General features: G+C 71.8%; 24 protein-coding genes. 12 read left to right on the top strand and 12 right to left on the bottom strand.

The window, feature by feature from the left end; translation table 11 throughout:
• Window positions 1-69: 69 nt before the first annotated feature.
• On the bottom strand, window positions 70-819 hold the full coding sequence (locus tag ACWGIH_RS01735; RefSeq protein WP_453445963.1) for a TetR/AcrR family transcriptional regulator: 750 nt from the start codon (window positions 817-819) through the stop codon (window positions 70-72).
• Between the two features lie 160 nt (window positions 820-979).
• Entirely contained in the window at window positions 980-1,585 is a 606-nt protein-coding gene (locus ACWGIH_RS01730; protein WP_453445965.1) for a TetR/AcrR family transcriptional regulator, read from the bottom strand.
• A gap of 380 nt (window positions 1,586-1,965) precedes the next feature.
• Here ACWGIH_RS01730 and ACWGIH_RS01725 point away from each other — a divergent pair, with 380 nt between their 5' ends.
• From ACWGIH_RS01725 to ACWGIH_RS01715, 3 genes are read left to right on the top strand one after another with little or no spacing between them, the layout of a single operon-like run.
• Window positions 1,966-3,069 (top strand): 3-oxoacyl-ACP synthase III family protein, encoded by a 1,104-nt coding sequence (locus tag ACWGIH_RS01725; RefSeq protein ID WP_453445966.1) that lies wholly within the window; start codon window positions 1,966-1,968, stop codon window positions 3,067-3,069.
• Window positions 3,066-4,712, top strand: a complete 1,647-nt coding sequence (locus ACWGIH_RS01720; protein WP_453445968.1) for an acyl-CoA carboxylase subunit beta — start codon at window positions 3,066-3,068, stop codon at window positions 4,710-4,712. The genes ACWGIH_RS01725 and ACWGIH_RS01720 overlap by 4 nt, the downstream gene beginning before the upstream one ends.
• A 57-nt stretch (window positions 4,713-4,769) precedes the next feature.
• The gene (locus tag ACWGIH_RS01715; protein ID WP_453445970.1) at window positions 4,770-4,994 is read left to right on the top strand and encodes an acyl-CoA carboxylase subunit epsilon; all 225 of its coding nucleotides are present in this window, start codon (window positions 4,770-4,772) and stop codon (window positions 4,992-4,994) included.
• Window positions 4,995-5,007: 13 nt separating this feature from the next.
• Here the strand turns inward: ACWGIH_RS01715 and ACWGIH_RS01710 are convergent, their stop codons facing one another.
• From ACWGIH_RS01710 to ACWGIH_RS01670, 9 genes are all read right to left on the bottom strand, one after another.
• Window positions 5,008-5,574 carry a TetR/AcrR family transcriptional regulator gene (locus tag ACWGIH_RS01710; RefSeq protein WP_363207805.1) on the bottom strand — a complete coding sequence of 189 codons (567 nt, stop codon included), beginning with the start codon at window positions 5,572-5,574 and terminating at the stop codon, window positions 5,008-5,010.
• Between the two features lie 136 nt (window positions 5,575-5,710).
• Window positions 5,711-7,387 carry an FAD-dependent oxidoreductase gene (locus ACWGIH_RS01705; RefSeq protein ID WP_453445972.1) on the bottom strand — a complete coding sequence of 559 codons (1,677 nt, stop codon included), beginning with the start codon at window positions 7,385-7,387 and terminating at the stop codon, window positions 5,711-5,713.
• A 70-nt stretch (window positions 7,388-7,457) separates the two neighbouring features.
• Window positions 7,458-8,729 carry an MFS transporter gene (locus ACWGIH_RS01700; RefSeq protein WP_453445974.1) on the bottom strand — a complete coding sequence of 424 codons (1,272 nt, stop codon included), beginning with the start codon at window positions 8,727-8,729 and terminating at the stop codon, window positions 7,458-7,460.
• Between the two features lie 51 nt (window positions 8,730-8,780).
• Complete coding sequence (locus ACWGIH_RS01695) at window positions 8,781-9,227, bottom strand: SAM-dependent methyltransferase (protein WP_453446135.1); 447 nt, start codon at window positions 9,225-9,227, stop codon at window positions 8,781-8,783.
• A gap of 400 nt (window positions 9,228-9,627) precedes the next feature.
• Window positions 9,628-10,443 (bottom strand): class I SAM-dependent methyltransferase, encoded by an 816-nt coding sequence (locus ACWGIH_RS01690; protein ID WP_453445976.1) that lies wholly within the window; start codon window positions 10,441-10,443, stop codon window positions 9,628-9,630.
• Window positions 10,440-11,150: an esterase/lipase family protein gene (locus ACWGIH_RS01685; RefSeq protein ID WP_453510451.1), complete on the bottom strand. Its 711-nt coding sequence runs from the start codon at window positions 11,148-11,150 to the stop codon at window positions 10,440-10,442. The genes ACWGIH_RS01690 and ACWGIH_RS01685 overlap by 4 nt, the downstream gene beginning before the upstream one ends.
• Window positions 11,151-11,154: 4 nt before the next feature.
• Window positions 11,155-12,624, bottom strand: a complete 1,470-nt coding sequence (locus tag ACWGIH_RS01680) for a coproporphyrinogen-III oxidase family protein (RefSeq protein WP_453445978.1) — start codon at window positions 12,622-12,624, stop codon at window positions 11,155-11,157.
• A 146-nt stretch (window positions 12,625-12,770) separates the two neighbouring features.
• Window positions 12,771-12,932: a hypothetical protein gene (locus ACWGIH_RS01675; protein ID WP_389644163.1), complete on the bottom strand. Its 162-nt coding sequence runs from the start codon at window positions 12,930-12,932 to the stop codon at window positions 12,771-12,773.
• Window positions 12,933-13,027: 95 nt separating this feature from the next.
• Window positions 13,028-14,398 carry a radical SAM/SPASM domain-containing protein gene (locus ACWGIH_RS01670; RefSeq protein WP_453445980.1) on the bottom strand — a complete coding sequence of 457 codons (1,371 nt, stop codon included), beginning with the start codon at window positions 14,396-14,398 and terminating at the stop codon, window positions 13,028-13,030.
• Window positions 14,399-14,548: 150 nt separating this feature from the next.
• Between ACWGIH_RS01670 and ACWGIH_RS01665 the strand changes: the two genes are divergently transcribed.
• The gene (locus tag ACWGIH_RS01665) at window positions 14,549-15,061 is read left to right on the top strand and encodes a hypothetical protein (protein ID WP_453445982.1); all 513 of its coding nucleotides are present in this window, start codon (window positions 14,549-14,551) and stop codon (window positions 15,059-15,061) included.
• Window positions 15,062-15,157: 96 nt separating this feature from the next.
• Here ACWGIH_RS01665 and ACWGIH_RS01660 read toward each other — a convergent pair whose 3' ends face one another.
• Window positions 15,158-16,099, bottom strand: a complete 942-nt coding sequence (locus tag ACWGIH_RS01660; RefSeq protein WP_453445984.1) for a LysR family transcriptional regulator — start codon at window positions 16,097-16,099, stop codon at window positions 15,158-15,160.
• A gap of 144 nt (window positions 16,100-16,243) precedes the next feature.
• Here ACWGIH_RS01660 and ACWGIH_RS01655 point away from each other — a divergent pair, with 144 nt between their 5' ends.
• The 8 genes from ACWGIH_RS01655 to ACWGIH_RS01620 all read left to right on the top strand — a co-directional run bounded on the left by ACWGIH_RS01655 (window position 16,244) and on the right by ACWGIH_RS01620 (window position 25,915).
• Window positions 16,244-17,728: an MFS transporter gene (locus tag ACWGIH_RS01655; RefSeq protein WP_453445986.1), complete on the top strand. Its 1,485-nt coding sequence runs from the start codon at window positions 16,244-16,246 to the stop codon at window positions 17,726-17,728.
• Between the two features lie 32 nt (window positions 17,729-17,760).
• Window positions 17,761-18,294, top strand: a complete 534-nt coding sequence (locus ACWGIH_RS01650; RefSeq protein WP_453445987.1) for a pyridoxamine 5'-phosphate oxidase family protein — start codon at window positions 17,761-17,763, stop codon at window positions 18,292-18,294.
• Between the two features lie 6 nt (window positions 18,295-18,300).
• Window positions 18,301-19,134: a M55 family metallopeptidase gene (locus ACWGIH_RS01645; RefSeq protein ID WP_453445989.1), complete on the top strand. Its 834-nt coding sequence runs from the start codon at window positions 18,301-18,303 to the stop codon at window positions 19,132-19,134.
• On the top strand, window positions 19,127-20,479 hold the full coding sequence (locus ACWGIH_RS01640) for a M20/M25/M40 family metallo-hydrolase (protein ID WP_453445991.1): 1,353 nt from the start codon (window positions 19,127-19,129) through the stop codon (window positions 20,477-20,479). Before ACWGIH_RS01645 ends, ACWGIH_RS01640 begins: the two co-directional genes overlap by 8 nt.
• 36 nt (window positions 20,480-20,515) lie before the next feature.
• Window positions 20,516-22,501 (top strand): prolyl oligopeptidase family serine peptidase, encoded by a 1,986-nt coding sequence (locus ACWGIH_RS01635; protein WP_453446136.1) that lies wholly within the window; start codon window positions 20,516-20,518, stop codon window positions 22,499-22,501.
• Window positions 22,498-23,421, top strand: coding sequence for a S66 peptidase family protein (locus ACWGIH_RS01630; protein ID WP_453445993.1), 924 nt, complete (start codon window positions 22,498-22,500; stop codon window positions 23,419-23,421). Before ACWGIH_RS01635 ends, ACWGIH_RS01630 begins: the two co-directional genes overlap by 4 nt.
• 197 nt (window positions 23,422-23,618) lie before the next feature.
• Window positions 23,619-23,876: a DUF1049 domain-containing protein gene (locus tag ACWGIH_RS01625; RefSeq protein ID WP_453445994.1), complete on the top strand. Its 258-nt coding sequence runs from the start codon at window positions 23,619-23,621 to the stop codon at window positions 23,874-23,876.
• A 59-nt stretch (window positions 23,877-23,935) separates the two neighbouring features.
• Window positions 23,936-25,915, top strand: coding sequence for a DUF5107 domain-containing protein (locus ACWGIH_RS01620; RefSeq protein ID WP_453445995.1), 1,980 nt, complete (start codon window positions 23,936-23,938; stop codon window positions 25,913-25,915).
• The last annotated feature ends 20 nt before the right edge of the window (window positions 25,916-25,935 follow it).

The raw sequence follows: 25,935 nt of genomic DNA, 5'->3' as shown, positions 1-25,935 counted from the left end.
CGTCCCGAGGGGTCGGGTCCGGCCGTCCTGTGGACGGACCGGGTCCGGCCCCCGGCTCGAGGGACCGGGTCAGTCCTGGCCCTCCGGGGCGGTGTCCGGAAGGTTCTGGAGGTCCGGGACATCTGGGAGGTCCAGCGAGGCGAGACGCAGGTTCAGGGTGGGAGTCACCCAGCGGATGATGTCCTCGAAGTCCATCGAGGCCAGTGGTTCGACCTTGAGGACGTAGCGGATGATGGCGACGCCCGCCAGGTGGGACGAGGCGAGGGCCGAGACGATCGACGCGTCCGGGTGGTCCTTGAAGACCATCTGCCCGGCCCAGTTCTTGATGCTTGTCTCGATCCGGTCCCGCAGGAGGTCGGAGGTGGCGCTGTCGGCGAGTCCCGCGCGGTAGATGGCCGTCATCGCGTAGCGGGTGTCCTCGTGCTCCCAGAAGTTCAGGTACGTCCGGGCCAGCCATGCGGCGGTCCGGGTGGAACCGTCGGGCTGGGGCGCGTCGAACTCGTCGAAGGCGGCGGAGACGCTCAGCCGGGACTCGACCGCGGCGCGGAAGACCCCTTCCTTGTTGCTGAAGAAGTGATGCACGAGCGCCGGGTCCACCTGTGCTGCCTCGGCGATGGAGCGGATGGTCGTGCTCGTGTAGCCGCGGTCCGCGAAGAGATGGAGTGCGGCCACCAGGATCTGCTCGCGTGTGCCGCTGTCGCCGGGTCGGCGGCCGCTGCGCGCGCGCAGCGGCCTCGGCTTCTTGCCGGAGGGCGGCTTCTGAGGGGACGTGGACTTTCGGGCGGACGTCGCTGGTCCGTCCGTGCGCCTGGGTGTCATGGAATCACTGCACTTCGGGGGGTGTCAGAGCGGGTAATTCATTGCTTAGTGAAAACATCCTAACAGGCGCAAACCGAGGACTCCAGAGGTGTGCGTGGATCTTGGCGCGGAGTCATGCCCCGTTCCGGCGCCCGGCCTCCGGCACGTGCCGGAGGCCGATTCACCGGGAGTTGGCGGGTCCGATCAGGGTGTGGCGCAGTCCCGGGGTGATCGTTTCGATGACCGTCTCGAGGTCGGCGGAGGCGACGGCCTCGACCCCGATCAGGTGCCGGACGATCGCGGTGCCGCCGAGGTGGGCCCCGAAGAGCGCGGTGCGCAGGTCCGCGTCCGGGCCGGGGAGCTGGTGGTCGACCTGGCCGTTGAGCGACTCCGATATGCAGGTGCGCAGGACCGCGGAGGCGTCCCGGTCGGAGAGTGCGATGCGGTAGACCTCCACCAGCGGTGACTCCTCGTCGCCGGGCTCCCACAGGGGCAGGTAGCTGCGGGCGAGGCGGGTCGGGAGGTCGTCGTCGATGCCCACCGCGACCTCGGGCGCGAGCAGCCCGGCCACCTTGAAGGTCCGCCGGAGCAGGGCGGCGAAGACCTCGGCCTTGTCGGCGAACAGCGCACGGGCGAGCTCCGGTTCGAGCCCCGCCTGGTCGGCGAGGTCGTCCAGGCTCGTCTGCCGGTAGCCGCGTTCGACGAAGAGTGTGCGGGCCGCGGAGACCAGGGCCTGGGCGGCCTCGGTCCGCTGGGTGTCCACGAGGCTCTCGGTGGTGATGGTCATGGTGCATCTCCCGTTGGTGTGTGACGTGGCGACGCTGTGCAGCCGGCGCCGGCAGAGGGAGTGCCGTGTGACGAGACCCGTGCTCGACGGCCGCCGGGTGCGGGTGTTCCCCCGCTGAATTATTTCACGATGCAGTGAACTCTACTGGCGTTGAATTAGTCAAGTGGCCGCGTGTGGCAGGGAGATGTGCCCATCGGTGGTCAACGTCGACGCGGTGGTGGGGGCTTGGCGGGCGGGCGCGCGTGTGCAAAACTCCACAAGCGATGAGTTCATCGGGTGTGGAGTTGTGGGCTCCGCAACCGCCCGGACAGCGCGGGCAGTCGACGCCAGTGAGAGCGCCCCCAGTGGAACCGCGGTTCGCACCGCGCCGAGGAGGAATCGTGCAGTCGATCGGCATCGTCGGAGTGGGGTCCTACCTGCCCGAGACCATCATCACCAACGAGGAGATCGGGCGCGGCGCGGGCGTGACCGACGAGTGGATCGTCCGTAAGACCGGAATCCGCGAACGGCGCAGGGCCGCGGCCCACGAGGCCACTTCCGACCTGGCCGCCGTGGCGGCGCAACGAGCCCTGAAACGAGCGGGTCTGACGGCTGATCAGCTGGCGTACGTCGTGGTCGCCACCTCGACCCCGGATCACCCGCAGCCCGCCACGGCCGCCCTCGTACAGAACCTGATCGGGGCGACCCGGGCCGCCGCCTTCGACGTCAACTCCGTGTGCAGCGGCTACGTCTACGCGCTCAAGGCCGTCGAGCGCATGCTGGCAGGCGCGCCCGCCGACGAGCCGCGCCACGGCCTGGTCATCGGCGCCGACATCTACTCCCGCATCCTCGACTACGCCGACCGGCGGACCGCCGTGCTCTTCGGGGACGGAGCGGGGGCCACCGTCCTGGGCCCGGTGGCGCCGGGCCTCGGTCTGCACAAGATCTCCCTGACGTCGCGCGGGGACGCGCACCGGCTGATCGGCGTCGCCGCCGGCGGCAGCCGGCACCCGGCATCGCCCGCCACCGTGACCGAGGGCGGCCACTACTTCCGGATGGACGGCCGCGGCGTACGCGACTTCATCCAGCGCACGCTGCCGGACGAGATCGGCGGCCTGCTGCGACGCGCCGGCGTCCCCGCCACCGCCGTACGCCACTTCGTCCCGCACCAGGCCAACGGCATCATGCTCGCCGACCTCTGGCCCGGACTCGGCATGGACCGCGCCGCGCTGCACCTCACCCTGGAGCGGTACGCCAACACCGGGGCGGCGTCCGTACCCATCACCCTGGCCGAGATGGACCGCAAGGGAGCGGCGGCACCCGGCGACCCGGTCGTGCTCGCCGCGTTCGGCGGCGGCATGAGCATCGGGACCGCGCTGCTGACATGGAGCATGTCGGCCCAGGGCAACACCCGGCCCACGCGCCGAAGTTCAGCGGTGGCCGACGCTCTGTGCAACGTCCCCGACCTGCTCGCGGCCGGCGGCCCCGCGCCGCTGGCGTCATGAGCGCGCCGAAAGGGCGGGCCGGGAAGACGCCTTCCGCGGGCCCCGTGCCGGACCCCTTCACCCCGGGCCCCTTCACCCCGGACGCCTTCGCGTCGGACGCCCGCGACCGCGTGGCCCGCCTGCGCGCGATCCGCGAACTCGCCGAGAGCGGACCCTCCGAGAAGGCGACCGCCGCCCAGCACGCCAAGGGCAAGCTCACCGCGCGCGAACGCATCGCGCTGCTGCTCGACGACGCCACCTTCCAGGAGGTGGAGCCGTTGCGGCGGCACCGCGCGCAGGGCTTCGGCCTGGAGGAGAAGCGGCCCTACACGGACGGCGTGGTCACCGGCTGGGGCACCGTGCACGGCAGGACCGTGTTCGTGTACGCCCATGACTTCCGTATCTTCGGCGGCGCGCTCGGCGAGGCGCACGCCGCGAAGATCCACCGCATCATGGACATGGCCATCGCCGCGGGGGCACCGCTCGTCTCGCTCAACGACGGGGCGGGCGCCCGCATCCAGGAAGGCGTCACCGCGCTGGCCGGCTACGGCGGGATCTTCACCCGCAATGCCCGCGCCTCCGGCGTGATCCCGCAGATCAGCGTGATGCTGGGGCCCTGCGCCGGTGGCGCGGCCTACAGCCCCGCGCTCACGGACTTCGTGTTCATGGTGCGCGAGACCTCACAGATGTTCATCACCGGCCCCGACGTCGTGCAGGCCGTCACCGGGGAACAGGTGACACACAACGGTCTGGGCGGCGCCGACGTGCACGCCACCGTCTCGGGTGTCGCGCACTTCGCGTACGACGACGAGCACAGCTGCCTGGAGGACGTCCGCTATCTGCTCTCGCTGCTGCCCCAGAACAACCGTGAGACCGCGCCCGCCGTGACGCCCGAGGACCCCGAGGACCGGCCGTGCGACGCGCTCACCGACCTGGTGCCGGTCGACGGGAACCGCCCCTACGACATGCGCCGCGTCATCGAGGAGATCGTCGACGACGGCGAGTTCCTGGAGGTGCACGAGCGGTGGGCGACGAACGTCGTCGTCGCGTTCGCGCGGCTCGGCGGGCAGGTCGTGGGCATCGTCGCCAACCAGCCGCAGTCCCTCGCCGGCGTCCTGGACATCGACGCGAGCGACAAGGCGGGGCGCTTCGTGCAGCTCTGCGACGCCTTCAACATCCCGCTGGTCACCCTGCTCGACGTACCGGGCTTCCTGCCCGGCGTGGACCAGGAGCACGGCGGCATCATCCGGCACGGCGCGAAGCTCCTCTACGCGTACTGCAACGCGACCGTCCCGCGGATCTCGCTCGTCCTGCGCAAGGCGTACGGCGGCGCGTACATCGTCATGGACTCCCGCTCCGTGGGCGCGGACCTCTCGTACGCCTGGCCCACCAACGAGATCGCGGTGATGGGAGCCGAAGGCGCCGCGAACGTGATCTTCCGGCGCCGGATCCAGGCGGCCGACGACCCCGACGCGATGCGCGAGCAGATGGTCAAGGAGTACAAGGCCGAGCTCATGCACCCCTATTACGCCGCCGAACGCGGACTCCTCGACGACGTGATCGACCCCGCCGACACCCGCCGGGTCCTCGTCGGCGCCCTGCGCATGCTGCGGACCAAGCACGCGGAGCTCGCGGCACGCAAGCACGGCAACCCGCCGCAGTAGGCGGCCCCCCGGCAACAGAGCGCAGCCACCCCACCCCACTTCGCAGGAGGAGTACACATGACCACCGCGACCCCCGCACAGCCCCTGGTCCGTGTCGTCAAGGGCGGCAGCGTCCTCGACGAGGAACTCGCGGCCCTGACGGCGGTGCTGCTGTCCCGCGCCGCGGCGGTGGCCCCGCAGGACGCTGACGAGCCCGCCGCGGAGTCCGTGACCGTGGTCCCGCTGTGGGAGCGCCCCGGCCCGCAGTCCCGCTACCGCTCCCCGCTCAGTTGGCGCAACTGACCTTCAGTGGCGCCTAGTTGGCCCAGAGGGCGGTGAGCAGTGAAGGCGCGACCAGCTTCGCGAGCGCCTGCACGGGCAGATCGGCGATCGGCTGCAGCCGCAGCAGATAGCGGGCGAACGCCACACCGAGCAACTGCGCCGCGACCAGACTGGTGTTGGACGCGGCGCGCTCGGCGCCGAGCACGCCCGTCAGGCTGCTGGTGAACTGCTGGTGCAGGATGCGCCGCAGCCGCTCGGCCGCCCGCTCGTTGGTCGCGGCGGACCGCAGGAGCAGCCGCAGGGAGCCCTCGTCGGTGTCGTTCTCCCACGGGGCGAGGAAATAGGTGACCAGGACGTACGGCAGCTGCTCCGGAGGCGTGCCGGTCAGGTCGGGGAGGCCCAGGTCGACGTCGAGAGCGGCGTCGAAGAGCTGGTCCTTGGTCCCGAAGTACCGCATGACCATCGAGGGGTCTATCGAAGCGGTGGCCGCTATGGCGCGGATGGTGGCCCGCTGGTAGCCGTCGGCGGCGAAGTGCAGCCGGGCGGCGTACAGGATGGCCGCGCGCGTGCGGTGCGAACGTGTGGTCCCGCTGTGGTCCACGGCATCCCCTTTCTTGACCGGGCGGATTCTGACCGGGTGGAAGTGGTGGCGGCGCGGTGGCGATGCGACAGCCGGCCGGGTACGCGGCTTCAGCGGCGCGCACCCGGCCCCGGTGCGGGAGAGGGACGCGGACCGGCTACGCCTCGGGCCGCGAGGTCAGGCTCTCCGCGCCGGACTGGTAGCCCGCCCGGCCGTCAGCCTGATCGCCCGCCCTGCCGCCCGCACGGGCTTCCGGCGCGGGGGCCGGGGCGGACCGCGGCGGCCGCGCGGCCGGCGTCTCGTGCGTACGGCGGCTCGGTGCCGGGCCCTGGACCCCGCACCACCGGTGCAGGGCCTCGCTCACCCGGTCCTCGTCCGCGCCGCGCTCCTCCGGTCCCGCCACCCAGGCCGCGTACCCGTCGGGCCGGACCAACAGGAGCTCCACGCCCGGCAGTCCGGGCAGCGGCCCGGTCGCCCGGACCGGGCTCACCCGCGAACCCCAGTCCTCGGCGAGCTTCGCCGCCGCCCCGTCGTCGGTCAGGTCCACGAGCAGGAAACGACCGTCGCGCATCAGCTCGTACAGCCGCACCGGCGGCGCGTCGGGCCGCTGCACCCGCAGGTCGGGCACCCGCTGTCCGGCCCGGATCGGAAGGCCGCCGCCCCGGCTGCCGCGCGGCGCGTAGCCGGCGCGCAGCCCGCTGATCGCCTCCCCTGCCACCCGCCTCGGCCCGCTGTGCGACAGGAGCCGCGCGAGGACGGTGCGCCGCACGGTGTTGAGCGCGGGGGAGGGGTTCGTGGCCAGGCGCGTCGCCCGGTCCGTGGCGCGCAGGATCTGCTCGGCGTGCGGGCGGCGCTCCGACGCGTAGGAGTCGAGCAGGCCCGAGGGCGCCCAGCCCTGCACCTCGGCGGCGAGCTTCCAGCCGAGGTTGACCGCGTCCTGGATGCCGAGGTTGATGCCCTGCCCGCCGAGCGGCGAATGCAGATGGGCCGCGTCCCCGGCGAGCAGGACCCGCCCGGTGCGGTACTGGTCCGCGATCCGCTGGTGGATCTTGAACCGGGCGAGCCAGGTCGGCTCGTAGGGCTCGGGGTCGAATCCGAGCGCATCGATCAGGAGACCGCGCAGCTCGTCAAGGGTCACCGGGTCACGCGTCCACGGCCGGTCCCGGTGGGCCACGGCGAGGCGGTACAGGCCGTCGCCGTAAGGCACCGAGAGCACGATCCCGCCCCCGCCGTTGCGCAGGAGCACGGCCTCCGGCGGCGGCTTGCGCAGCCGCACGTCGGCGAGGATCGGCGCGATGTCGTACGTCCGTCCCCGGAAGGCGATGCCCGCGAGTTCGCGTACGACACTGTGCGCGCCGTCGCAGCCGACGACGAAGTCGGCGCTCTCCTCCCACTCCCCGGCGGGCGAACGCACCTGAAGGGTCACGCCCTTGCCGTCCTGGCCGAGGCCGAACACCTCGGCGTCCCGCTCGATGGTGACGCCGAGGTCGATCGCGCGCTGCTGGAGCACCGACTCGGTCCGGCTCTGCGGGATGACGTTGAGATAGGGGAAGCGGGTGTCGAGCTCGGCGAAGTCGACGACCGCGCCGCGGGCCGGGACCATCCGGCGCACCGGCCGGCCGAGGGCCACCAGGTCGTCGGCGTGGCCGCGCAGGTCGAGGACCTCCATGGTCCTGCTGTAGAGGCCCATCGCACGGGACTGCGCGGAGGGCGCGGTGCGGCGCTCCAGGACCGTGCAGGAGATCCCGGCGGCGGCCAGTTCACAGGCCAGGGCGAGACCGGTGGGCCCGGCCCCGACGACGATGACGGACTGCTGAGGGGCGCTGGTGGCCACGGGGTCCTCCTTGGACTCGTACGGCTGTGGCGATGGCTGTGGCTGGTTCGGTAACGGGTGTTCGCGCGGTTCAGGGAGCGGTGGCGCCGGATCGCACGGGCCGGCCGGGCACGGGCGCCCGGGCCCGCGGCAGTCCGAGGCGTGCGGCCCAGGTGCCCGCGCCGAGCACGAGCGCCCCGAGCAACAGCCAGCCCACCGGCCCTTGTCGGACCACGAGGAAGGTGATGACCAGCGGCCCATACGTATTGCGCGCGGCGTTGCCCAGGCTGAAGAACGCCAGATAGACCTGGCGCCGGTCCTCGGGCGCGAGGTCGTAGGAGATCGCCCAGGCCCCCGCCTGCTGGTGCATCTCCGCGAACGCCTGGCAGCCGACCGCCGCGAGGATCAGGGTCACGGCCGCCCAGACGGGCACCGCGCCGCTGACGGCCAGGACGGCGCAGCACACGGCGAGCAGCAGGCCGCCCCGCCGCAGGGCACGGCCGCCGTCCGCCGCGCTCTGGGTGCCCTTGGTGGCGTGGACCTGGAAGAGCACGACCACGACGGTGTTGAGGACGAGCGTCCAGGCGATGGTGCCCCGCGGGATGTCGTCATGGGCGAGCACCCACAGCGGCACACCCGTGGTCAGTACGGTGACGTGCAGGCTGACCAGGGAGTTCAACGAGGTCAGCGCGCTGAACCTGCGGTCCTTCAGGACACTGAGGCGCTGCCGCCAGGGGAGCGGTCTGCCGCCGCCCGCGTCATGGCGGGGCGTCCGCAGCCGCAGGACCAGGGCCGCGGCGAGGACGAAGGAGAAGCTGTTGGCGTAGACGGTGCTCACGTACGCCGTGTCGCTCTCCCGCAGCAGAGTGGCGCCGGCCGCCAGACCGCCCAGGGCGAGCCCCAGGTTCTGCAGCGACCGCGCGCGCCCCATGGCACGGACCCGCTCCTCCTTGCCCACCGCCGCCCCGAAGAGCCCCTGAACGAGCGGCGACGCCCCGCGGTCGGCCACCGCGAGGACGGAGACCACCACGAGGAACGCCCAGAAGTCCGAGGCCAGCGGGTAGCAGAGGAGCAGCGCCGCCCGCACCAGATGCGCGGCGACCAGCATCCGGTGCGGGCCGACCCGGTCGGCGAGCACCCCGATCGGCACGAGGGACAGGAACGACAGGGCGCCGGCGACGGACAGGCCGATGCCGACCTGGCCCGTCCCCAGGTCCAGATACCGCGTGAAGAAGATGACGGACACGGCCATGTAGAGGCCGCTCCCGAGGGCGTCGACGAACACGGCGGCGAGCAGGCTGCCCGCCGCTCCGGGCAGCCCGCGCCGCCGTCCGTCGCGCGTGTGCTCCGTCGGCTCCGCCATGACGCCCTCGCCCCCGTCTCTCTCCGCTGCCTCGCCCCGGTGTCGCATCGCTCAGTAGTAGTCGCGCATCAACTCGTCGACCCACGAGGGCTGTTCGGTATCGCCGTGCGGCGCGAACTGCGTCATGTACGGCTTGATGTCCAGTACGGGTGTGCCGTCCACCGCGTCGAGTCCCAGGACGTGCAGGTCGAGGCCGTCCGTCTTGACCAGTCGGCAACGCGATACGCCGATGCGGTTCGGGCGGTTCTTGCCGCGCTGCGCGAAGATGCCGGCCTGCGGCCAGTCCGGGTTCCCGCGGGGGTGGCGGGCCCCGCGCTCCACCTTCTCGGGCGGCACCCGGTGGAAGTGGAAGACGACTTCGACGTGCGAGAAGGAATCAAGGCCGAGCAGCGCGTCCGGGCCGAAACGTCCGGCGTCCAGACGGATCACGGAGGCCACGGGCCCCCAGTGGTCGTCGACGACTGCCTTGCGGTCGTTGTGCACGGTGGCGATCGGCACGATGCCGGTCACTTCCCCGGGCCCGCCCTGCTCCTGGGCGTCGCCCTGCCAGACCTCGCCCCGCACCAGCAGCTCCCCGGCCCCCGCGCGCGCCACCGTGAGGTAGACATCCGCGCGGGGCACGTCGAGCAGGTCGCCGATGCGGTCCCGGAGCAGCCGCAGAAGGCTGCTCACCTGGGCCCGTCCGTAACTCTCCTTGCAGACGACGAAGCCCACCGGCGCGGGGTTCCCCGGGCCCTGCCACTGCGGCCGGTGGAAGGAGCCGGGCTCCACCTGCTGCCACCAGAGCCAGCAGTGGCCCGCCGGAATGCCGAGCAACTCGGTGACGGAACTGGCCAGTTGGGCGAGAACGGATTCGCCGGGGCTCGGCGCCGGCGAGTACAGCCTGATGACCGGCATCTCAGCGCGCCCCCCGCAGCGGCTTGACGCCGATCACCATGCAGGTGCGTACGGGAATGCGGAACTCGGCGCCGTCCTTGCGGATGCCCAGGGCGTGCAGATGGCCGCTCGGGGCGTCGGCGAGCCGCCGCCGGATGGCCTGCTCGGCCTCCGGCCCCGACGAGGCGATCTCGCACCACCGCTTGACGGGCACGCCGGTGCGGCTCTCCGCGAGCGAGCCGCGGGCCACCGGCACGTTCAGACCGGCGTCCTGGAGGAAGCCGACCCACTCCGTGAGGGTGTAACTGCGGTGGTGGGTCGGGTCGTGGAGCATCTCCAGTTCATGGTTGAGGGCGTCGACCTCCGGGTCGCGATGACCTTCGAGGTCGATGACGGCGAGGCGCCCGCCGGGCCTCAGGAGCCGGGTCATCTCGCCCACCGCCGTCGGCATGTCACGGAAGTGATGCGGGGCAAGACGTGAGACGACGAGGTCGAACGAGGCGTCGGGGAAGGGGAGTTCCTCCGCGAAGGCCTCGGCGGACTCGACCGTCGCCGAGCGTTCCGCGGCGAGCTTGAGGAAGGATTCGAGCATGCTGGGCGCGGGGTCGACGCCCACCAGGCGGGACGGGCCCTCGTCGGCGAAGGAGAGCGCCAGGTGACCGGCGCCGCAGGCGACATCGCAGATGTCCTTGCCGGTCTGCGGGCCGAGCGTCTCGTGCAGGGCCTCCATCGTCGGGCTCGACCGGTGCACCTCACTGGTGGCGAAATTGTCGGCGATCTTGTCGAATCGCTGGCTGGAGAGCATGTTCTTGGCCTGCTTCCTCTCGTTCGTCGTCACCGGCCGGCGGCCAGCGCGGTCAGTGCCGAGACCGGGTCCGGCAGCGGACCGGCCGCGCAGGGGTGCAGCGTGTGCCCGAGCCCCTTGAACAGATAGACGTGCACGTCGAGTGCGTGCCGTCCGATGAGCCGGGCGGCCGACCACTTGCCGTACATGTCGGGGGTGAGGGCCACGGGCGGCAGGCCGTCGTCGGCCTCGGCGACGTAGCCGATCAGGTCGAGGCTGCCGTAGACCAGGTCGAGGGTCTCGATCTGGCTGCTGAGGAAGGTGTCCTCCTCGAGCACCGTGCCGACCAGGACCACCCGGTCCGTCCGGCGAGGGTCGCCGGACGCGAGCATCCGCAGCAGGGCCTGTCCGCCCAGCGAGAACCCGATGAGGGTGACCGGGCCTGCCGTCACGTGCTCGTGGGCGCGCAGGAGTTGGCCGAGCCGGTCGGCCCTGGCGCGGGCGTCGGAGTCGTCCGCGGGCCGCCCGCGGTCCCTCTCGGGCATCTCGCAGGTGAGGACCTGAGCCCCGCCCGTCACCAGACGGCGTGTCAGGTCCCGCAGCAGTGTGTCGTCACGGCCCTCGCCGTCGAGGGCGAAGACACTGCCGGGCCCGGCGAGCAGCACCGTCGCGTTCGGTGGCCCGGCCGGGAACGACCGCCGGGTGCGATAGGCACAGCCCGCGGGGTCGATCCGCCACTGGGTGCGTTCCTGTACGGCCACGGGGTCACCGACGGCAGACGGCTTCGGCGAAACCGCCGACGCGCTGGTGGAAGTAGACACTGATGATCTCCTCGTGCAGCGCCTCGCCGTCCAGTGTGGGAACGACGCTCTCCGCCGTGCCCGGCACCGGCTCCACGAGTCCGCGCTCGATCAGTTCGTCGAAGACGGGGGCGAACGGCTCGTCACGGAACAGCTCCACGCCGAACCGCCTCCTGAACCGCCCGGCGTCGATCGGCTGGTTCGCCTTGAAGGCGAAGCCGAGCACCATGCCGATGGCCTCGTGGCCCACCAGACGGCGGCCGGAGGCGAGGGGCAGCCCGGGCCCTTCCCGCAACCGGCGGGCGTACGAGGAGATGTCGGCGATGTTGTGGGTCTGCACGATCTCGTCCCCGTCCCCGGTCAGCCAGCCGTACGCGCCGGGGCCGATGGCGATCATCGAGTCGTGCCGCTGCCACTTGTTGCGGGATACGCGGGGGATGTTTCCGTCGGGGTAGACGCCGGGGCGGTTCCACCAGCCGCAGGGGCTCGGGTGGTATCCGCCGTCCAGGAGCGTCTCGACGATGGCCTCACGCATCTCGTACGTCTCGCCGAGGGCGGGGAAGCGGTGCTCGTCGTTCAGCCGCGCCTTGACGCTCTCGACGTTCCACAGGGCACGGTTGCCGATGCCCATCTTCGCGCGGTCGGCGTTGCGCAGGCGGTAGATGGTGATGGTGGGCACGTCGAGGTCGACCAGGCGGCGTATCCCGTCGGCGACGGTGGCCACGCTCTGCTGCGGCAGGCCGAACATCATGTCGACGTTGAACGGCCGCCCCGTGGACCGCAGTTTCTCCACCGCGGTCAGTGACATGGCGGCGTCGTGGCCACGTCCCGCGAAGGCGTTGACCTCGCTCTGCAGGGACTGGACACCGACGCTGAAGCGGTTGAAGCCGATGGCGCAGGCCTCGGCGAGCTCGTCGTGCTGGAAGTTGTCCGGGTTGCCCTCCAGGGAGATCTCGCAGTCGGCGGAGAGCGTGTAGCGCGTGCGTATGTGCCGTACGAGGCGGGCGAGTTGCTCCGTGCCGAGCAGGGACGCGGTGCCTCCGCCGAGGTACACGGACTCGATGCGGGCACCGGAAAGCCAGGGGGAGTGGGTCAGTTGGCGGTCCGACTCGTCGAGGAGCATGTCGGTCCAGATCCGCGGCGCCTGCTCGCCCTCGGGGCCCTCGGGCACCTTGCGCTTGACGTAGTTGCAGAAGTGACAGATGTACGCGCACAGCGGCACATGGAAGTAGAGGTGCGCCGGACGCCCGGCCCCCGGATGGTGCCGCAGGGCGTCGGCCACGTGCTGATCGGACAGCTGCTCGCCGAAGTTGGCGGTCACGTTGATGTTGTAGTCGTCCTGGCCGATCCGCAGCGCGGGGTTCTCCTGGAGCAGTCGCGCGAGCCCGGTGCCGGGGCGGAGGGTGGTGGTGCTGGCTGAGGCGGTCTTCTCCATGCTCGTCGCGACCTCGTCTCTGGTGACGGGATATGGACCGGAGGGGATGTGCTCGGCAGGCGCGGCGGGCCGTCCCGGCCCGGCCCCACGTCAGGGGCGGGGCCGGTGCCGGGCGGCGGTGCGCCGGATTGCGGGTCCTGTGGGGCTCAGACCTCGACCTCGATGACCGTGGCCTCGGTGACGGTGGTGGCCTCCACCAGCGTCTCGGAGGGTGCGGTGGCCGAAGCGGCGCCGACGGCGCTCAGCGTCACGCCCTCCTGCCCCGGCTCCAGGTGGATGCGGATGACCTTCTTCTCCTCGGCTCCCATGATCTTTCCCTTCGGTGGGGCGGCTTCGGTGGTGCCGCCGTGGACGGGGGCCCGCTCACGTCGTCGGGAGCGGGGGTCAAAGGGCGCTAGGGCGGCTAACGCGGGGTCAGCGTCAGCCGTACGTCGCGCTGGGCGCGCCCGCGCCAGTAGCGGCCGGAGCGCAGGGTGAACTCCTGGAGGTACTCGGTGGCGCCGCAGCCCTTCGGGTCGCCGGTGATGTTGCGGGCGAGGGGCGGGCAGCGGAACTGGCACCAGATGTCCTCCTGGGCCACCGGGCACTGGCCGCAGACGGAGTGGTCGCTGAACCGGATGTCGCGGAACTCGTCGAAGCCGTGCTCCCAGATGTCCCTGAACGAGCGCTCGGTGATGTTCCCCGCGCCGTAGAGCTGTCCGGACATGCAGTTGCTGCACGGGTACACGTCGCCGCGGCTGTTCACGTAGACGACGGAGCGGCCGCACTTCTCCTGCCCCACGGCGCGTTCGAGGCGCTGGCAGAACTTGATGGTGTCGACGCCGCGGATCTCGTCCGCCGCGCGCCGCCCGGTCCCGGCACCACCGCCGGAGCCCGCGCCGTCGCCGGGCGCCATGCCCGGGTCCGACGAGTACCGCTCCATGCAGCGCTGGTAGACGCCGAAGACCTCATCGATGTCCTCGGGCCTGAGCAGCATGTTCGGGTGGAGCAGGGCGCGGCCCACCGGGTGGGTCTCCAGCCACTGGGGCCGGGGGTAGCCGTGCTCGGCGCACCAGTCGAAGATCTCCTCGGCGTCGTGGATGTTGTTGCGGTGCACGGAGATCGCGGTGCGAAACACATGCCCGTGCTTGCGCATCATCTCGAAGGCGCGCTGCAGCTTGGGAAAGTCCATCTTGCCGCGCACGGTGCGCTCCGGGTCGGCGGTGTCGAAGCTGATGAAGAACGACTGTCCCGCCGGGATCTCGGCGAGCCGCTCCTCGGTGACGAGCAGCCCGTTGGTGAAGATCTGCGTGCTGAACGGCTTGCTGCGCGCATGCCGGATGATCTCCCCGGCGTCCCGGTGCGAGAAGATCTCACCCCCCGTCAGGAACACCTGAAGTACGCCCATCTCGGCGAAGTCGTCCAGGAGTTGCTTGATGCGCGGGGTGGAGATCTCGTCCGGCCGCTTGAGCGCGGAGTCCGCGTAGCAGTGCCGGCAGCGCAGGTTGCAGAGGTTCGTGGTCTCCACGAACGCGATGGCGGGCGCGGACAGATGGAACCGCTCGAGCTCCACCAGGGGGTCGGTGAGCACATGGCTCATCAACTCGGCCGACGACACCGGGTTCCCTGCGTTGTGACGCAGGATCAGCTCCCGGGCAGGCGCGGCGAGGAACTCGACGTGCCCGTCCGGCAGGAGAGCGACGAGACCGCCGTCGTTCATCTGGAAGGGGATCTGTTGCACGAGCGAGCCCTGCCTCTCCTGGTCGTAGGGGGCGCCGTGGGGGCGGACGAACATCAAAGTCAACACCCGTTGAACTCGTCCGGTGTTGAACTCTACGACCGTTGAATAGAGCTTGGCAAGGCACCTGCGGCAGGTGCGGCGCGCCCGTCACCGGACCCCGTCCGGCATTTGCGGGTTCACGTCGACCGTCTCTAGGTTGACCCGATGGGCCTCTTCGACAAGCTGACCGGCACCAAGCACCCCAGCAGTGGTGTCGCACCACGTGCGGCCGATGAAGTGCGGGCCGCGCTGCTCGGGCTCAACGGCTCCGACGTGCCGTACCGCATACGCAACGGCACCCCCTCCGAGGGCGCCGACCTGGTGGCGGAGTGGCGGATCCTGGAACCCGCCTGGCACACCTTCTTCGTCCGCACCCAGCTGGACCGGACCATCAAGACCCGGATGCGCCTGGTGCCGGACAGCCATGAGGTGCGGGCCCTGGACGAGCAGTGGGAGGTCTCGTGGGTCGGGGACACGCCACGCCTCGCCGCGTCACGCGAGTACTCCCGCGGCCAGACGACCGTCAAGTCCCGCCAGTGGACCTACGAGCGCGGCGCCGACGGCAAGCTGCACAAGAAGGAGACGTTCCGCTTCGACCCCGCGGACATGAAGGACCCCCTGCGCGACGCGGTCCTCGGCGCGGGGTGGGTGTGGCGGGGAGTGGTGTTCAAGCTGTGAGCGGCCACCTCGGCGCTCGCGGCCCGGGCCGTGGTCGCCGTCGGCGCGATCCGTGCGGCGCGCCGCACCTGGCCCCCGGCCCAGGCCCCGCCTCCGTCAGCCCGCCACGCTGACGCCCCCCGGCACCACGCTCCGGGGATCTCCCAGCGCCACCTCGTGGGCCACCTCGCGTGCGGTCCGCGCGAAGGTCGCGACCGCCCCCGTGCCGTGCCCGGCCCGCCACACCAGGCCGTAACCGACCGGCTCGGCGTCGGTGAAGGGCACGTACGCGACGCCGGGCCGGGCGAAGTACGTCCCCGTGTGCGCGGGGGCGAGGAACGCGCCCCTGCCGCCGGCGACCAGCGTCAGCGCCTCCTGCATGTTGGTCACCGCGGGTCCGCGGCCGATCGGCCTGCCGGACGGGGTGTGCGACGGGACGTGGTGCTCCAGCCAGTAGTCGGGCACCTCGCCCTCGATCGGCAGGAGCGGCACGTCGGCCAGATCGTCGAGCGACACCGAGTCCCGTACGGCCAGCGGATGCGACGAGGCGATCGCGAGCACGCGCTCCTCCGCGAGCAGCTCAGGACCGCCCCCCAGGTCATCCTCGCGCACCGGCAGCTCCGTGAGCTGCACGTCGAACTCGCCCTTGCGCAACTGCCCGTAGGGATCACCGAGCGGCACCTCGCAGATCTCCACCGCGAGCCCCGGATGGCTGACGCGCAGCACCTCCGTCGCCCGCAGCACGATCTCTCCCGCCAGCGGATTGGCGAAACCGACGTGCAGCACGCCGTCGATGCCGCGCGCGGTGGCCGCGGCCCGTTCGACGGCGGCGTCGATGGCCCGGTGGTGCGGTTCCAGGTCGGCGCGGAGCTGGCGGCCGAGCGCGGTGAGGCCGACACGGCGGCTCGTGCGGACGAACAGCGGGGCCCCGACGCGGCGTTCGGTGCGCTGGATCAGCTGGCTCACCCGGGCCCGGGACAGCCGCATGCGCTCGGCCGTCCTGCCGAAATGCAGCTCCTCGGCAAGGAGCAGAAAGCACTCCAGTTCATCGCGTTCCATCGACGTCCCCCCAGGCAGCTCGGATCGGTAAGCCTGGTTGAACGAACGTTGCGATCTTCGCCGTTGTTCCGTGCCTACGCCCTGATCGAGGGTGAGTGAGCCGGGAAATCCCCGGTGTCACCGTACAACTGGCGGAGAACCGACATGAGTTCGCGTACGCAGTCACCCTCATCAGCCGGGGCGCCGAGCGCCCCTCCGGTCACCTTCAAGCCCCGCGAGTGGGGCGTCCTGCTCGTCCTGTGCGGTGCGATCTTCCTCGAAGGCATCGACGTGGCCATGCTCAACGTGGCGATGCCGTCCATCCGCGCCGACCTCGGCCTGTCCACCGGTTCCCTCCAGTGGGTCATGAGCGCCTACGTCCTCGGATACGGAGGCTTCATGCTGCTCGGCGGCCGCGCCGCCGACCTCTTCGGACGCCGTCAGATGTTCGTCTTCTGGCTCTCCGTCTTCCTGGTCTTCTCCGGGCTCGGCGGATTCGCCACCGAGGGCTGGACGCTGATCGTCGCCCGCTTCGTCACCGGCGTCGCCGCGGCCTTCATGACCCCCGCGGGCCTCTCCATCATCACCACCGGCTTCGAGGAGGGCCCGCGCCGCAACAAGGCGCTGCTCATCTACTCCGGCACCGCGGCGGGCGGCTTCTCGATCGGCCTGGTCGTCGGTGGTCTGCTCACCACGTTCGGCTGGCGCTGGGTCTTCTTCGTGCCCGTCGTGCTCTCCGCGCTGATCCTGGCCGCCGCTCTCGCCTACGTCCCCAAGTCCCCGCGGCCCGACCGCACCGGGCAGAGCGTCGACCTGGCGGGCGCCCTCACCGTCACCACCGCGATCGTGCTGCTCGTCCTGGGCGTCGAGCGCGCCTCCCACGCGAGCGCCGCCGCCACGATCGGCACCCTCGGCGCGGGCCTTGTCCTCCTCGCCGTGTTCGTCGCCGTCGAGCGCCGCTCGCCCTCCCCGCTCGTCCGCCTGGGCATCCTCCGCAGCGGCCCTCTGGTCCGCGCCAACCTCGCGGGACTCTTCTTCGCGGGCGGCTTCTTCGGATTCCAGTTCCTGGTCGTCCTCTACCTCCAGGAGCTGCGGGACTGGTCCACGCTCCAGACCAGCCTCGCGATGCTCGTCATCGGTGCCGACGCGGTGCTCTCGCCCACCCTCACCCCCAAGCTGGTCGAGCGCTTCGGCAACGCCCGGGTCATCTTCGGCGGACTGCTGCTCGCCGCGCTCTCCTACGCCCTGTTCCTGCCGGTCGGCGCCGACTGGACGTACGCGGCGATGTTCCCGAGCCTGATCATCCTCGGCCTCGCCTTCGCCCTCACCTACGGCCCGCTCACCATCGTCGCCACCGAGGGCGTCAAGGAGGAGGAGCAGGGCCTGGCCGGCGGGCTGCTCTACACCGCCTTCCAGTTCGGTGCCGCGCTCGGCCTCTCCACGGCATCCGCCGTCAACGTCTGGGCCACCACGTCGAGTTCACCCGCCGCACTCCTCGACGGCTACCGCGCCGCCCTCTGGGTCCCGCTGGCCGCGGCCCTGCTCGCCGCGCTGATCAGCGCCTTCGGGCTCCGCTCGCGGCCGGGCACGGTGGAGGCCTCCGGCGCGCCGGCGGACGACCGCACCCCCGAGATCCCCGCCGCCCACTGATACGCCACCCCGCCCAGCAAGGAGCCTCAACCATGCCCACCACCAAAGTCAGCGACTTCTCCGAAGTGCGGGACACGTTCTTCTCGTACGTACGCGACATCAAGTACGCCACGATGATCACCGTCGACCGGAAGAGCCGCCCCAGGGCCCGCGTCCTGGTGCCCGTCTGGGAGATCGTCGACGGCCGCCCCGTCGGCTGGCTCGCCGCGTACAGGACACCCGTCAAGGCCGCCCATCTGGCCGACAACCCGCACACCACGTACTCCTACTGGAACCCCCGACAGAACACCGTCCACGTCGACGCCCTCTCCGCCTGGGCGCAGGACGAGGCATCCAGACGCCACGCCTGGGAGCTCTACACCCGGGGCGGCCCGCCCGGCGTGGGGTACGACCCGGTCCACTACTGGCGCGGCGGCCCGCAGGACCCCGAGTACCACGTCATCCGCATCGAGCCCTGGCGGATCCAGCTGGTCCGCGGATCGGATCTGCGCAGCACACTCTGGCAACCGGCACGCGACGCGGTCACCGACGCACCTGGTCCAGGAGTTGGCGAACGCGTAGCGTGAGGCCGCATGAAGATCCTGATCAGCGCAGACATGGAGGGGGCCACAGGTGTCACGTGGCCGGCCGACGTGCTGCCCGGTACGCCGCAGTGGGAGCGGTGCCGTTCGATGTTCACCTCGGACGTCAACGCCGCCGTGCTCGGCTTCTTCGACGGGGGCGCCGACGAGGTGCTCATCAACGAAGCACACTGGACCATGCGCAATCTGCTCCTGGAGGACCTCGACGAGCGGGCCGAAATGCTCACCGGGCGGCACAAGTCCCTCTCCATGGTCGAGGGCGTCCAGCACGACGACGTGGACGGCATCGCCTTCATCGGCTACCACGCGGGCGCCGGCATGGAGGGCGTGCTCGCGCACACCTACCTCGCCAACTCGATCACCGGCGTGTGGGTCAACGGCGACCGGGCCAGCGAGGGGCTGCTCAACTCCCACGTCGTCGCCGAGTACGGGGTCCCCGTCGTCCTCGTCACCGGCGACGACCTGGCGTGTGAGGACGCCCTCGGCTACGCGCCCGGCGCGCTGAAGGTCGCCGTCAAGGACCACGTGTCGCGGTACGCGGCGGTCTGCCGCACCCCGCGGCGGACCGCCTCCGAGATCCGCGCCGCGGCGAAGGAGGCGGCCCCGCTCGCCGTGCGGCACGAACCGGTACAGGGCGGCCCGTTCACCGTGGAGCTCGAATTCGACGCCGAGCACCTGTCCATGGCGTCCACCGTGGTGCCCGGCGTACGGCGTACCGGCGAGCGGAAGGTCGCCTACACCAGCGAGACCATGTACGAGGGCATTCGTACGTTCAAGGCGGTCACGACGATCGCATCGGCCGCCGTGGAGGAGCAGTATGGCTGAGGAGCAGCCGGGGCATCGGAGCACCGGACACGTCGACGGGCAGGCGCTCGACGAGGTCGTCCGGTTCACCTCCGAACTCATCCGCATCGACACCACGAACAGGGGCGGCGGCGACTGCCGGGAGCGGCCCGCCGCCGAGTACGCGGCCGAGTGCCTGGCCGGAGCCGGGCTCGAACCCAAGCTCCTCGAGCGGACACCGGGCCGTACGAACGTGGTGGCACGCATCGAGGGCACGGACCCCTCGGCCGACGCGCTGCTCGTGCACGGTCACCTGGACGTCGTCCCCGCCGAGGCCGCGGACTGGAGCGTGGACCCCTTCTCCGGGGAGATCCGCGACGGCGTCGTCTGGGGCCGCGGCGCCATCGACATGAAGAACATGGACGCGATGATCCTCTCCGTGGTGCGCGGCTGGGCGCGCGCGGGGGTACGGCCCCGGCGCGACATCGTGATCGCGTTCACCGCCGACGAGGAGGCCAGCGCCGAGGACGGGTCCGGGTTCCTCGCCGATCAGCACGCGTCCCTCTTCGAGGGCTGCACGGAAGGCGTCAGCGAGTCCGGCGCCTTCACCTTCCACGACGGCCGCGGCAATCAGCTCTATCCCATCGCCGCGGGGGAGCGCGGCACCGGCTGGCTCAAGCTGACCGCGCGCGGCAAGGCGGGCCACGGCTCGAAGGTGAACCCGGACAACGCCGTGAGCAAGCTGGCGGCCGCGATCTCCCGCATCGGTGAGCACCGCTGGCCGGTGCGGCTCACGCCGACGGTCCGGGCCTCCCTGACCGAACTGGCCCAGCTGTACGGGGAACAGGCCGACCTGGACGTGCCCGGATTCGACGTGGACGCGCTCCTGGAGAAGCTCGGTCCGGCCGCCGACCTGGTCGCGCCGACCGTGCGGGGCAGCGCCAACCCGACGATGCTGCAAGCGGGTTACAAGGTGAACGTGATTCCCGGAGAGGCCGTCGCCTATGTGGACGGCCGGTATCTGCCGGGTGGTGAGGAAGAGTTCGCCGCCACTCTTGACCGGCTCACCGGAGTGGACGTCGACTGGGAGTTCCACCACCGTGAGGTGGCGCTGCAGGCGCCGGTCCACTCGTCGACGTACGCGAAGATGCGGGCAGCCGTCGAGGAATTCGCGCCGGAGGGACAGGTCGTGCCGTACTGCATGTCCGGCGGCACGGACGCCAAGCAGTTCTCGCGACTCGGCATCACCGGCTACGGCTTCTCGCCGCTGAGGACACCGGAGGGCTTCGACTACCAAGCGCTCTTCCACGGGGTCGACGAGCGCGTCCCGGTCGACGCGCTGCACTTCGGCGTCCGCGTACTCGACCGCTATCTGAGAACGGCCTAGGGAACACAACCGATCATGGGGGAAGAGAAGGACATGATGGAGACCCAGGCTTACGGATCATGGCCGTCGCCCATCGACGCGGCGCTCGCCGCGGCCCACGACGGCTCCCCGGCCACCGTGGGCTTCGTCGGGGACGAGGCGTGGTGGACCGAGCCGAGGCCCGCCGAGGGCGGCAGGCGCGCGCTGGTGCGACGGCGTGCGGACGGCACGGAGGAGTCCGTGCTGCCCCAGCCGTGGAACGTGCGCAGCCGGGTCATCGAGTACGGGGGGCGTTCGTGGGCCGGGGCCGCGGGACCGGACGGACCACTGATCGTGTTCGCGAACTTCGCGGACCAGCGCCTGTACGCGTACGCGCCCGACGCCCCCGGAGCCGTGCCGAGCCCGCTGACCCCGCTCTCCGTCGTGGGCGGCGGCCTGCGGTACATCGACCCGTGCGTGCACCTGGACCGGGGCGAGGTGTGGTGCGTCCTGGAGGAGTACACGGGGGAGGGGCCGACCGATGTGCGCAGAGTCGCCGTCGCCGTGCCGCTCGACGGCTCGGCGGCCGACGACCGCGCGGCGGTCCGGGAACTCTCCGACGACCGGCACCGGTTCATCACCGGGCCCCGCCTCTCGCCGGACGGCGCCCGCGCCGCGTGGATCGCCTGGGACCACCCCCGGATGCCGTGGGACGGCACGGAACTCCTGGTCGCCGAGGTCCGCGCGGACGGCACGTTCGGTGCCCCGCGGGTGTTCGCGGGCGGCCCCGAGGAGTCCATCGCGCAGGCGGAGTGGGCCCCCGACGGGCGGCTGCTGTTCGCGAGCGACCGCACGGGCTGGTGGAACCTCTACCGCGGTGACGTCTCCGAGGGCGGTGACGGATCCCCTGTCTGTCCGCGCGAGGAGGAGTTCGGCGGCCCCCTGTGGCAGATCGGCTCCGGCTGGTTCGCGCCCCTGGACAGCGGCCTCGTCGCCGTCGTGCACGGCAAGGGTGCCACCGCGCTCGGTGTGCTCGACCCGGAGACCGGTGAAGTCGTCGACGCGGCGGGCCCCTGGACGGAGTGGGCGGCGACCGTCGCGGTGAACGGCACCCGTGCCGTCGGCGTGGCGGCCAGCCCCCGTAGCGCGTACGAGGTCGTGGAGCTGGACACCAGCACCGGCCGCGCCCGCGTGATCGGCGCCGCGCACGACGACCCGGTGGACACCGCGTACTACCCCGAGCCGCGCATCCGCACCTTCAGCGGTCCGGCGGGCCGCGAGATCCACGCGCACATCTATCCTCCGCACCACCCGGCCCGCGTGGCCCCCGACGAGGAACTCCCGCCGTACGTGGTGTGGGTGCACGGCGGGCCCACCAGCCGTTCCCCGCTCGTGCTCGACCTGGAGATCGCCTACTTCACCTCGCGCGGCATCGGCGTCGCCGAGGTCAACTACGGCGGCTCGACGGGCTACGGCCGCGCGTACCGCAACCGGCTGCGCGAGCAGTGGGGCGTCGTCGACGTCGAGGACTGCGCGGCCGTCGCCCTGGCCCTGGCCGACGAGGGCACCGCCGACCGCGACCGCCTCGCGATCCGCGGCGGCAGCGCGGGCGGCTGGACCACGGCCTCCTCGCTGACCACGACGGACGTGTACGCCTGCGGCACGATCATCTACCCCGTGCTCGACCTCACGGAATGGGCGGCGGGCGGCACCCACGACTTCGAGTCGCGGTACCTGGACTCGATGATCGGGCCGTTCGACGAGGTGCCCACGCGGTACGTGGAGCGTTCCCCCGCGGAGCACGCCGACCGGGTCACTGTGCCCTTCCTGCTGCTCCAGGGACTTGACGACGTGATCTGCCCGCCCGAACAGGCCGAGCGGTTCGTCTCCGAACTGGAGGGGCGCGGTGTGCCGCACGCCTACATCGCCTTCGAGGGCGAGGGGCACGGATTCCGCCGCGCGGACACCCTGATCCGGGCCCTGGAGGCCGAACTCGCCCTGTACGCCCAGGTGTTCCGCCTCAAGCTGTCCGGCGCCGCGCCCACTCTGGAGCTTGCGAAGTGATACCCCTGACGCGTCCCGCGCGGCTCGCCCCCGGCGCGCGGGTCGCCGTCGTCGCGCCCAGCGGGCCCCTCCCGGAGGAGCGGCTCCAGGCGGGCCTCGACATCCTGCGGGGCTGGGACCTCGAACCGGTCGTCGCCCCGCACGTCCTGGACCGCCACCCGCGCCTCGACTACCTCGCGGGCACGGACGCCGGCCGGGCCCGCGACCTCCAGGACGCGTGGTGCGACCCGTCCGTCGCCGCGGTGCTCTGCGCCCGCGGCGGCTACGGAGCCCTGCGCATGGTGGAGTCCCTCGACTGGGCGGCGATGCGGGCGGCGGGCCCCAAGGTGTTCGTCGGCTACAGCGACATCACCACGCTGCACGAGGCGTTCGCCGCGCGCCTCGGCCTCGCGACGCTGCACGGCCCGATGGTCGCGGCCATGGACTTCCTCAAGAGCGACCGCGCGCAGGAGCACTTGCGGGCCACGCTCTTCGCGCCCGAGCAGGTCCAGGTGATCGCCTCGGGCGGGACCGCGCTCGTGCCGGGTCGCGCGAGGGGGGTCACGCTGGGCGGCTGCCTCTGCCTGCTCGCCTCGGACGTCGGTGCCCCCGGGGTGCGCACGTCGGCACGCGGCGGTCTGCTCTTCCTGGAGGACATCGGCGAGGAGACGTACCGCCTCGACCGCTACCTCACCCAACTCCTGCGTGCGGGCTGGCTGGAGGGGGTGCGCGGGATCGCACTCGGCTCATGGGTGGACTGCGAGACGTACGACACGGTGCGGGCGCTGCTGCTCGACCGGCTCGGCGGTCTCGGTGTGCCGATCGTCGAGGAGTTCGGGTTCGGGCACTGTGACGGGGCGCTGACCGTGCCGTTCGGCCTGGAAGGTGAACTGGACGCGGAAAAGGGGACGTTGACGCTGGAGACGCCCGCGCTCGCATGAGGACATGAGGTCCGCTCCCCGCGCGCGAGACCTCGCTCACCCGCGCAGGCCGCCCGCGGTGGGCCGACCCGCCCCGGACTCACCCGTACGGCCCACACCGCCACCCCGGAAGGGCGCTCACCGCGCGCGAACCCGGACCAGCTGCCCATGCTGGTCACCGGGGGAGGCCGGTCGAAGCTCCGACGGAAGGTCCACGTATGAGTCCCAGCAGCTCGACGGGCGGCTCGAAGGGCGGCTCGGGCGGCGGCGGTGGCGGCCGTGGCGTCATGACGCCCGGCAGGATCGCCGTCCTCGCGATCGGCGTCCTCACCCTGGTCTTCATCTTCGAGAACACCCGCCACACCAAGATCAGACTCCTGATCCCCGAGGTGACCATGCCCCTGTGGGTGGCACTCCTGGGGACCGGCCTGATCGGTGCGCTGTGCGGGGCGTACTTCATGCGTCGGCGCAAGTAGCGCCTTTGCGCAATCCTGACCGGGAGAGACCCTGGTCGGGAGGGCGTCGAGCGTGTTCCATGGTGATCGTGACGACCACCGTGCGACGTGACGTACTGACGCTGCCCGCCGCCCCGCTGGGCCCCGAGAACCCGCTGCCGCCGCTGCGGCCGCTCCGTGAGGTGCACGCGCTGGACGAGCGCGGCAGAGAGGGACTGCCGCGCGACATGGCGCGCCAGCTCGGGTACGAGCCGCTGCGCGGGGTCCTGCCGACGCGCGTCCTCGACGGGTACGGGCGGGAACGGACCGACACGACCCTCGACACCCTGGTCATCGAGAACGACCGGCTGCGGGCCACCGTCCTGCCGGGCTTCGGCGGCCGCGTCCACTCCCTCTTCCACAAGCCGACCGGACGTGAGCTCCTCTACCGCAACCCGGTGTTGCAGCCCGCCGCCTTCGCGCTGAACGGCGCCTGGTTCTCCGGCGGCATCGAGTGGAACATCGGCGCCACCGGCCATACGACGCTGTCCTGCGCGCCCCTGCACGCCGCCCGCGTGACGGCGCCCGACGGCGGAGAGATGCTGCGGCTCTGGGAGTGGGAGCGACTGCGCGACGTGCCGTTCCAGGTCGACCTGTGGCTGCCCGAGGGGTCCGACTTCCTCCACGTCGGCGTGCGGATCCGCAACCCGCACGAGAAGGCGGTGCCGGTCTACTGGTGGTCCAACATCGCGGTGCCCGAGGAGCGCCGGGTCCTCGCCCCGGCCGACGAGGCCTGGCACTTCGGGTACACGGGCGCGCTGCGCAAGGTGCCGGTGCCGCAGACCGACGGCGTTGACCGCACCTACCCGCCGCGCAGCGAGTACGCCGCCGACTACTTCTACGACGTACCGGACCGCGCTCGACGCTGGATCGCCGCGCTCGACGACGACGGGCACGGCCTCGTCCAGACGTCGACCGACCTGCTGCGCGGCCGCAAACTCTTCGTGTGGGGCTCGGGCGCGGGCGGGCGGCGCTGGCAGGAGTGGCTGACGGAGCCCGGCACCGGAGGGTACGCGGAGATCCAGGCCGGCCTCGCACGGACCCAGCTGGAGCACGTACGCCTGGACGCCGAGAGCGAGTTCAGCTGGCTCGAGTCGTACGGACCGCTGTCGGCGGACCCGGGCCTCGCGCACGGCCCCGACTGGCGGGCCGCGCGCGAGGAGACCCAGGCGCGGCTCGCGGACGTGCTGCCGCGCGGCGCGGTGGAGGAGGCGTACGACGCGTGGCGGCCGTGCGCCGACAGCGAGCCGGGCGAGGTGCTCGCCACCGGCTCCGGGTGGGGCGCGCTCGAAGTCCTGCGCGCGGGGCACAAGCTGCCGGGCACGCCGTTCGCCGAGTCCACGCTCGGCCCCGAACAGGAGCCGTGGCTGGAGCTGTTGCACTCCGGCGCCGTCCCCGAACCGCGCCGTGTCGCGCCGCCCGGCCCGACCCTGGTCGCCCCGCACTGGCGGGACATGCTGGAGACGGCGCCGGCGCGGCCGGCCGCCGAGTACCACCTGGGTGTGGCGCAGTGGCACGCGGGCGACCTGGCGCAGGCGGTGCGCAGCTGGGAGCGAGGCCTCGAACTCGCCCCCTCGCGCTGGCCGTTGCTGCGCTGCCTCGCGGTCGCCGACCAGGACGCGGGACACCTCGAGCGCGCCGCCGACCGGTACGCGGAAGCCTTCGACGACCTGTGCCAGGAACGGCGCGACGACGGTGTCCTGTGGACGTCCGCGAGCGCCGCCCTCGGCAGGGAGGCGATGGAGGTCCTGCTCGCGGTCGGACGACAGGAGACGGCCCGCGGAGTGTGGGACCGGCTGCCACCCGCCACGCGGGCGGAGGGCCGCTTCCGCCTCGTCGAGGTCCAACTGCTCCTGGCGGAGGGGGAGAAGGCCGCGGCCCGGGCGATATTCGACGAGGGCTTCGAGGTGGCCGACCTGCGCGAGGGCGCCGAAGTGCTCGGTGAGCTCTGGCGCGCGGTGAGCGACGAGGAGCTGCCCGCTCGGTACGACTACCGGATGCGGGCAGCCTCTCAGGAGTAAGGCCCCGGAGACGTGAGGCC

Source organism: Streptomyces sp. NPDC054872, assembly GCF_053610705.1.
Note: the sequence above shows the minus strand (reverse complement) of the source record. Positions and strands in the feature narration are given on the sequence as shown.

What these genes read in the sequence shown, in the direction of transcription:
- ACWGIH_RS01720 (WP_453445968.1), top strand. Translation starts at nt 3,066, where the DNA reads ATGAGCGCGCCGAAAGGGCGGGCCGGGAAGACGCCTTCCGCGGGCCCC.
- ACWGIH_RS01660 (WP_453445984.1), bottom strand. Translation starts at nt 16,099, where the DNA reads ATGGAACGCGATGAACTGGAGTGCTTTCTGCTCCTTGCCGAGGAGCTG.
- ACWGIH_RS01700 (WP_453445974.1), bottom strand. Translation starts at nt 8,729, where the DNA reads ATGGCGGAGCCGACGGAGCACACGCGCGACGGACGGCGGCGCGGGCTG.
- ACWGIH_RS01665 (WP_453445982.1), top strand. Translation starts at nt 14,549, where the DNA reads ATGGGCCTCTTCGACAAGCTGACCGGCACCAAGCACCCCAGCAGTGGT.
- ACWGIH_RS01730 (WP_453445965.1), bottom strand. Translation starts at nt 1,585, where the DNA reads ATGACCATCACCACCGAGAGCCTCGTGGACACCCAGCGGACCGAGGCC.
- ACWGIH_RS01715 (WP_453445970.1), top strand. Translation starts at nt 4,770, where the DNA reads ATGACCACCGCGACCCCCGCACAGCCCCTGGTCCGTGTCGTCAAGGGC.
- ACWGIH_RS01635 (WP_453446136.1), top strand. Translation starts at nt 20,516, where the DNA reads ATGGAGACCCAGGCTTACGGATCATGGCCGTCGCCCATCGACGCGGCG.
- ACWGIH_RS01645 (WP_453445989.1), top strand. Translation starts at nt 18,301, where the DNA reads ATGAAGATCCTGATCAGCGCAGACATGGAGGGGGCCACAGGTGTCACG.
- ACWGIH_RS01680 (WP_453445978.1), bottom strand. Translation starts at nt 12,624, where the DNA reads ATGGAGAAGACCGCCTCAGCCAGCACCACCACCCTCCGCCCCGGCACC.
- ACWGIH_RS01620 (WP_453445995.1), top strand. Translation starts at nt 23,936, where the DNA reads ATGGTGATCGTGACGACCACCGTGCGACGTGACGTACTGACGCTGCCC.
- ACWGIH_RS01735 (WP_453445963.1), bottom strand. Translation starts at nt 819, where the DNA reads ATGACACCCAGGCGCACGGACGGACCAGCGACGTCCGCCCGAAAGTCC.
- ACWGIH_RS01640 (WP_453445991.1), top strand. Translation starts at nt 19,127, where the DNA reads ATGGCTGAGGAGCAGCCGGGGCATCGGAGCACCGGACACGTCGACGGG.
- ACWGIH_RS01655 (WP_453445986.1), top strand. Translation starts at nt 16,244, where the DNA reads ATGAGTTCGCGTACGCAGTCACCCTCATCAGCCGGGGCGCCGAGCGCC.
- ACWGIH_RS01650 (WP_453445987.1), top strand. Translation starts at nt 17,761, where the DNA reads ATGCCCACCACCAAAGTCAGCGACTTCTCCGAAGTGCGGGACACGTTC.
- ACWGIH_RS01670 (WP_453445980.1), bottom strand. Translation starts at nt 14,398, where the DNA reads ATGTTCGTCCGCCCCCACGGCGCCCCCTACGACCAGGAGAGGCAGGGC.
- ACWGIH_RS01675 (WP_389644163.1), bottom strand. Translation starts at nt 12,932, where the DNA reads ATGGGAGCCGAGGAGAAGAAGGTCATCCGCATCCACCTGGAGCCGGGG.
- ACWGIH_RS01625 (WP_453445994.1), top strand. Translation starts at nt 23,619, where the DNA reads ATGAGTCCCAGCAGCTCGACGGGCGGCTCGAAGGGCGGCTCGGGCGGC.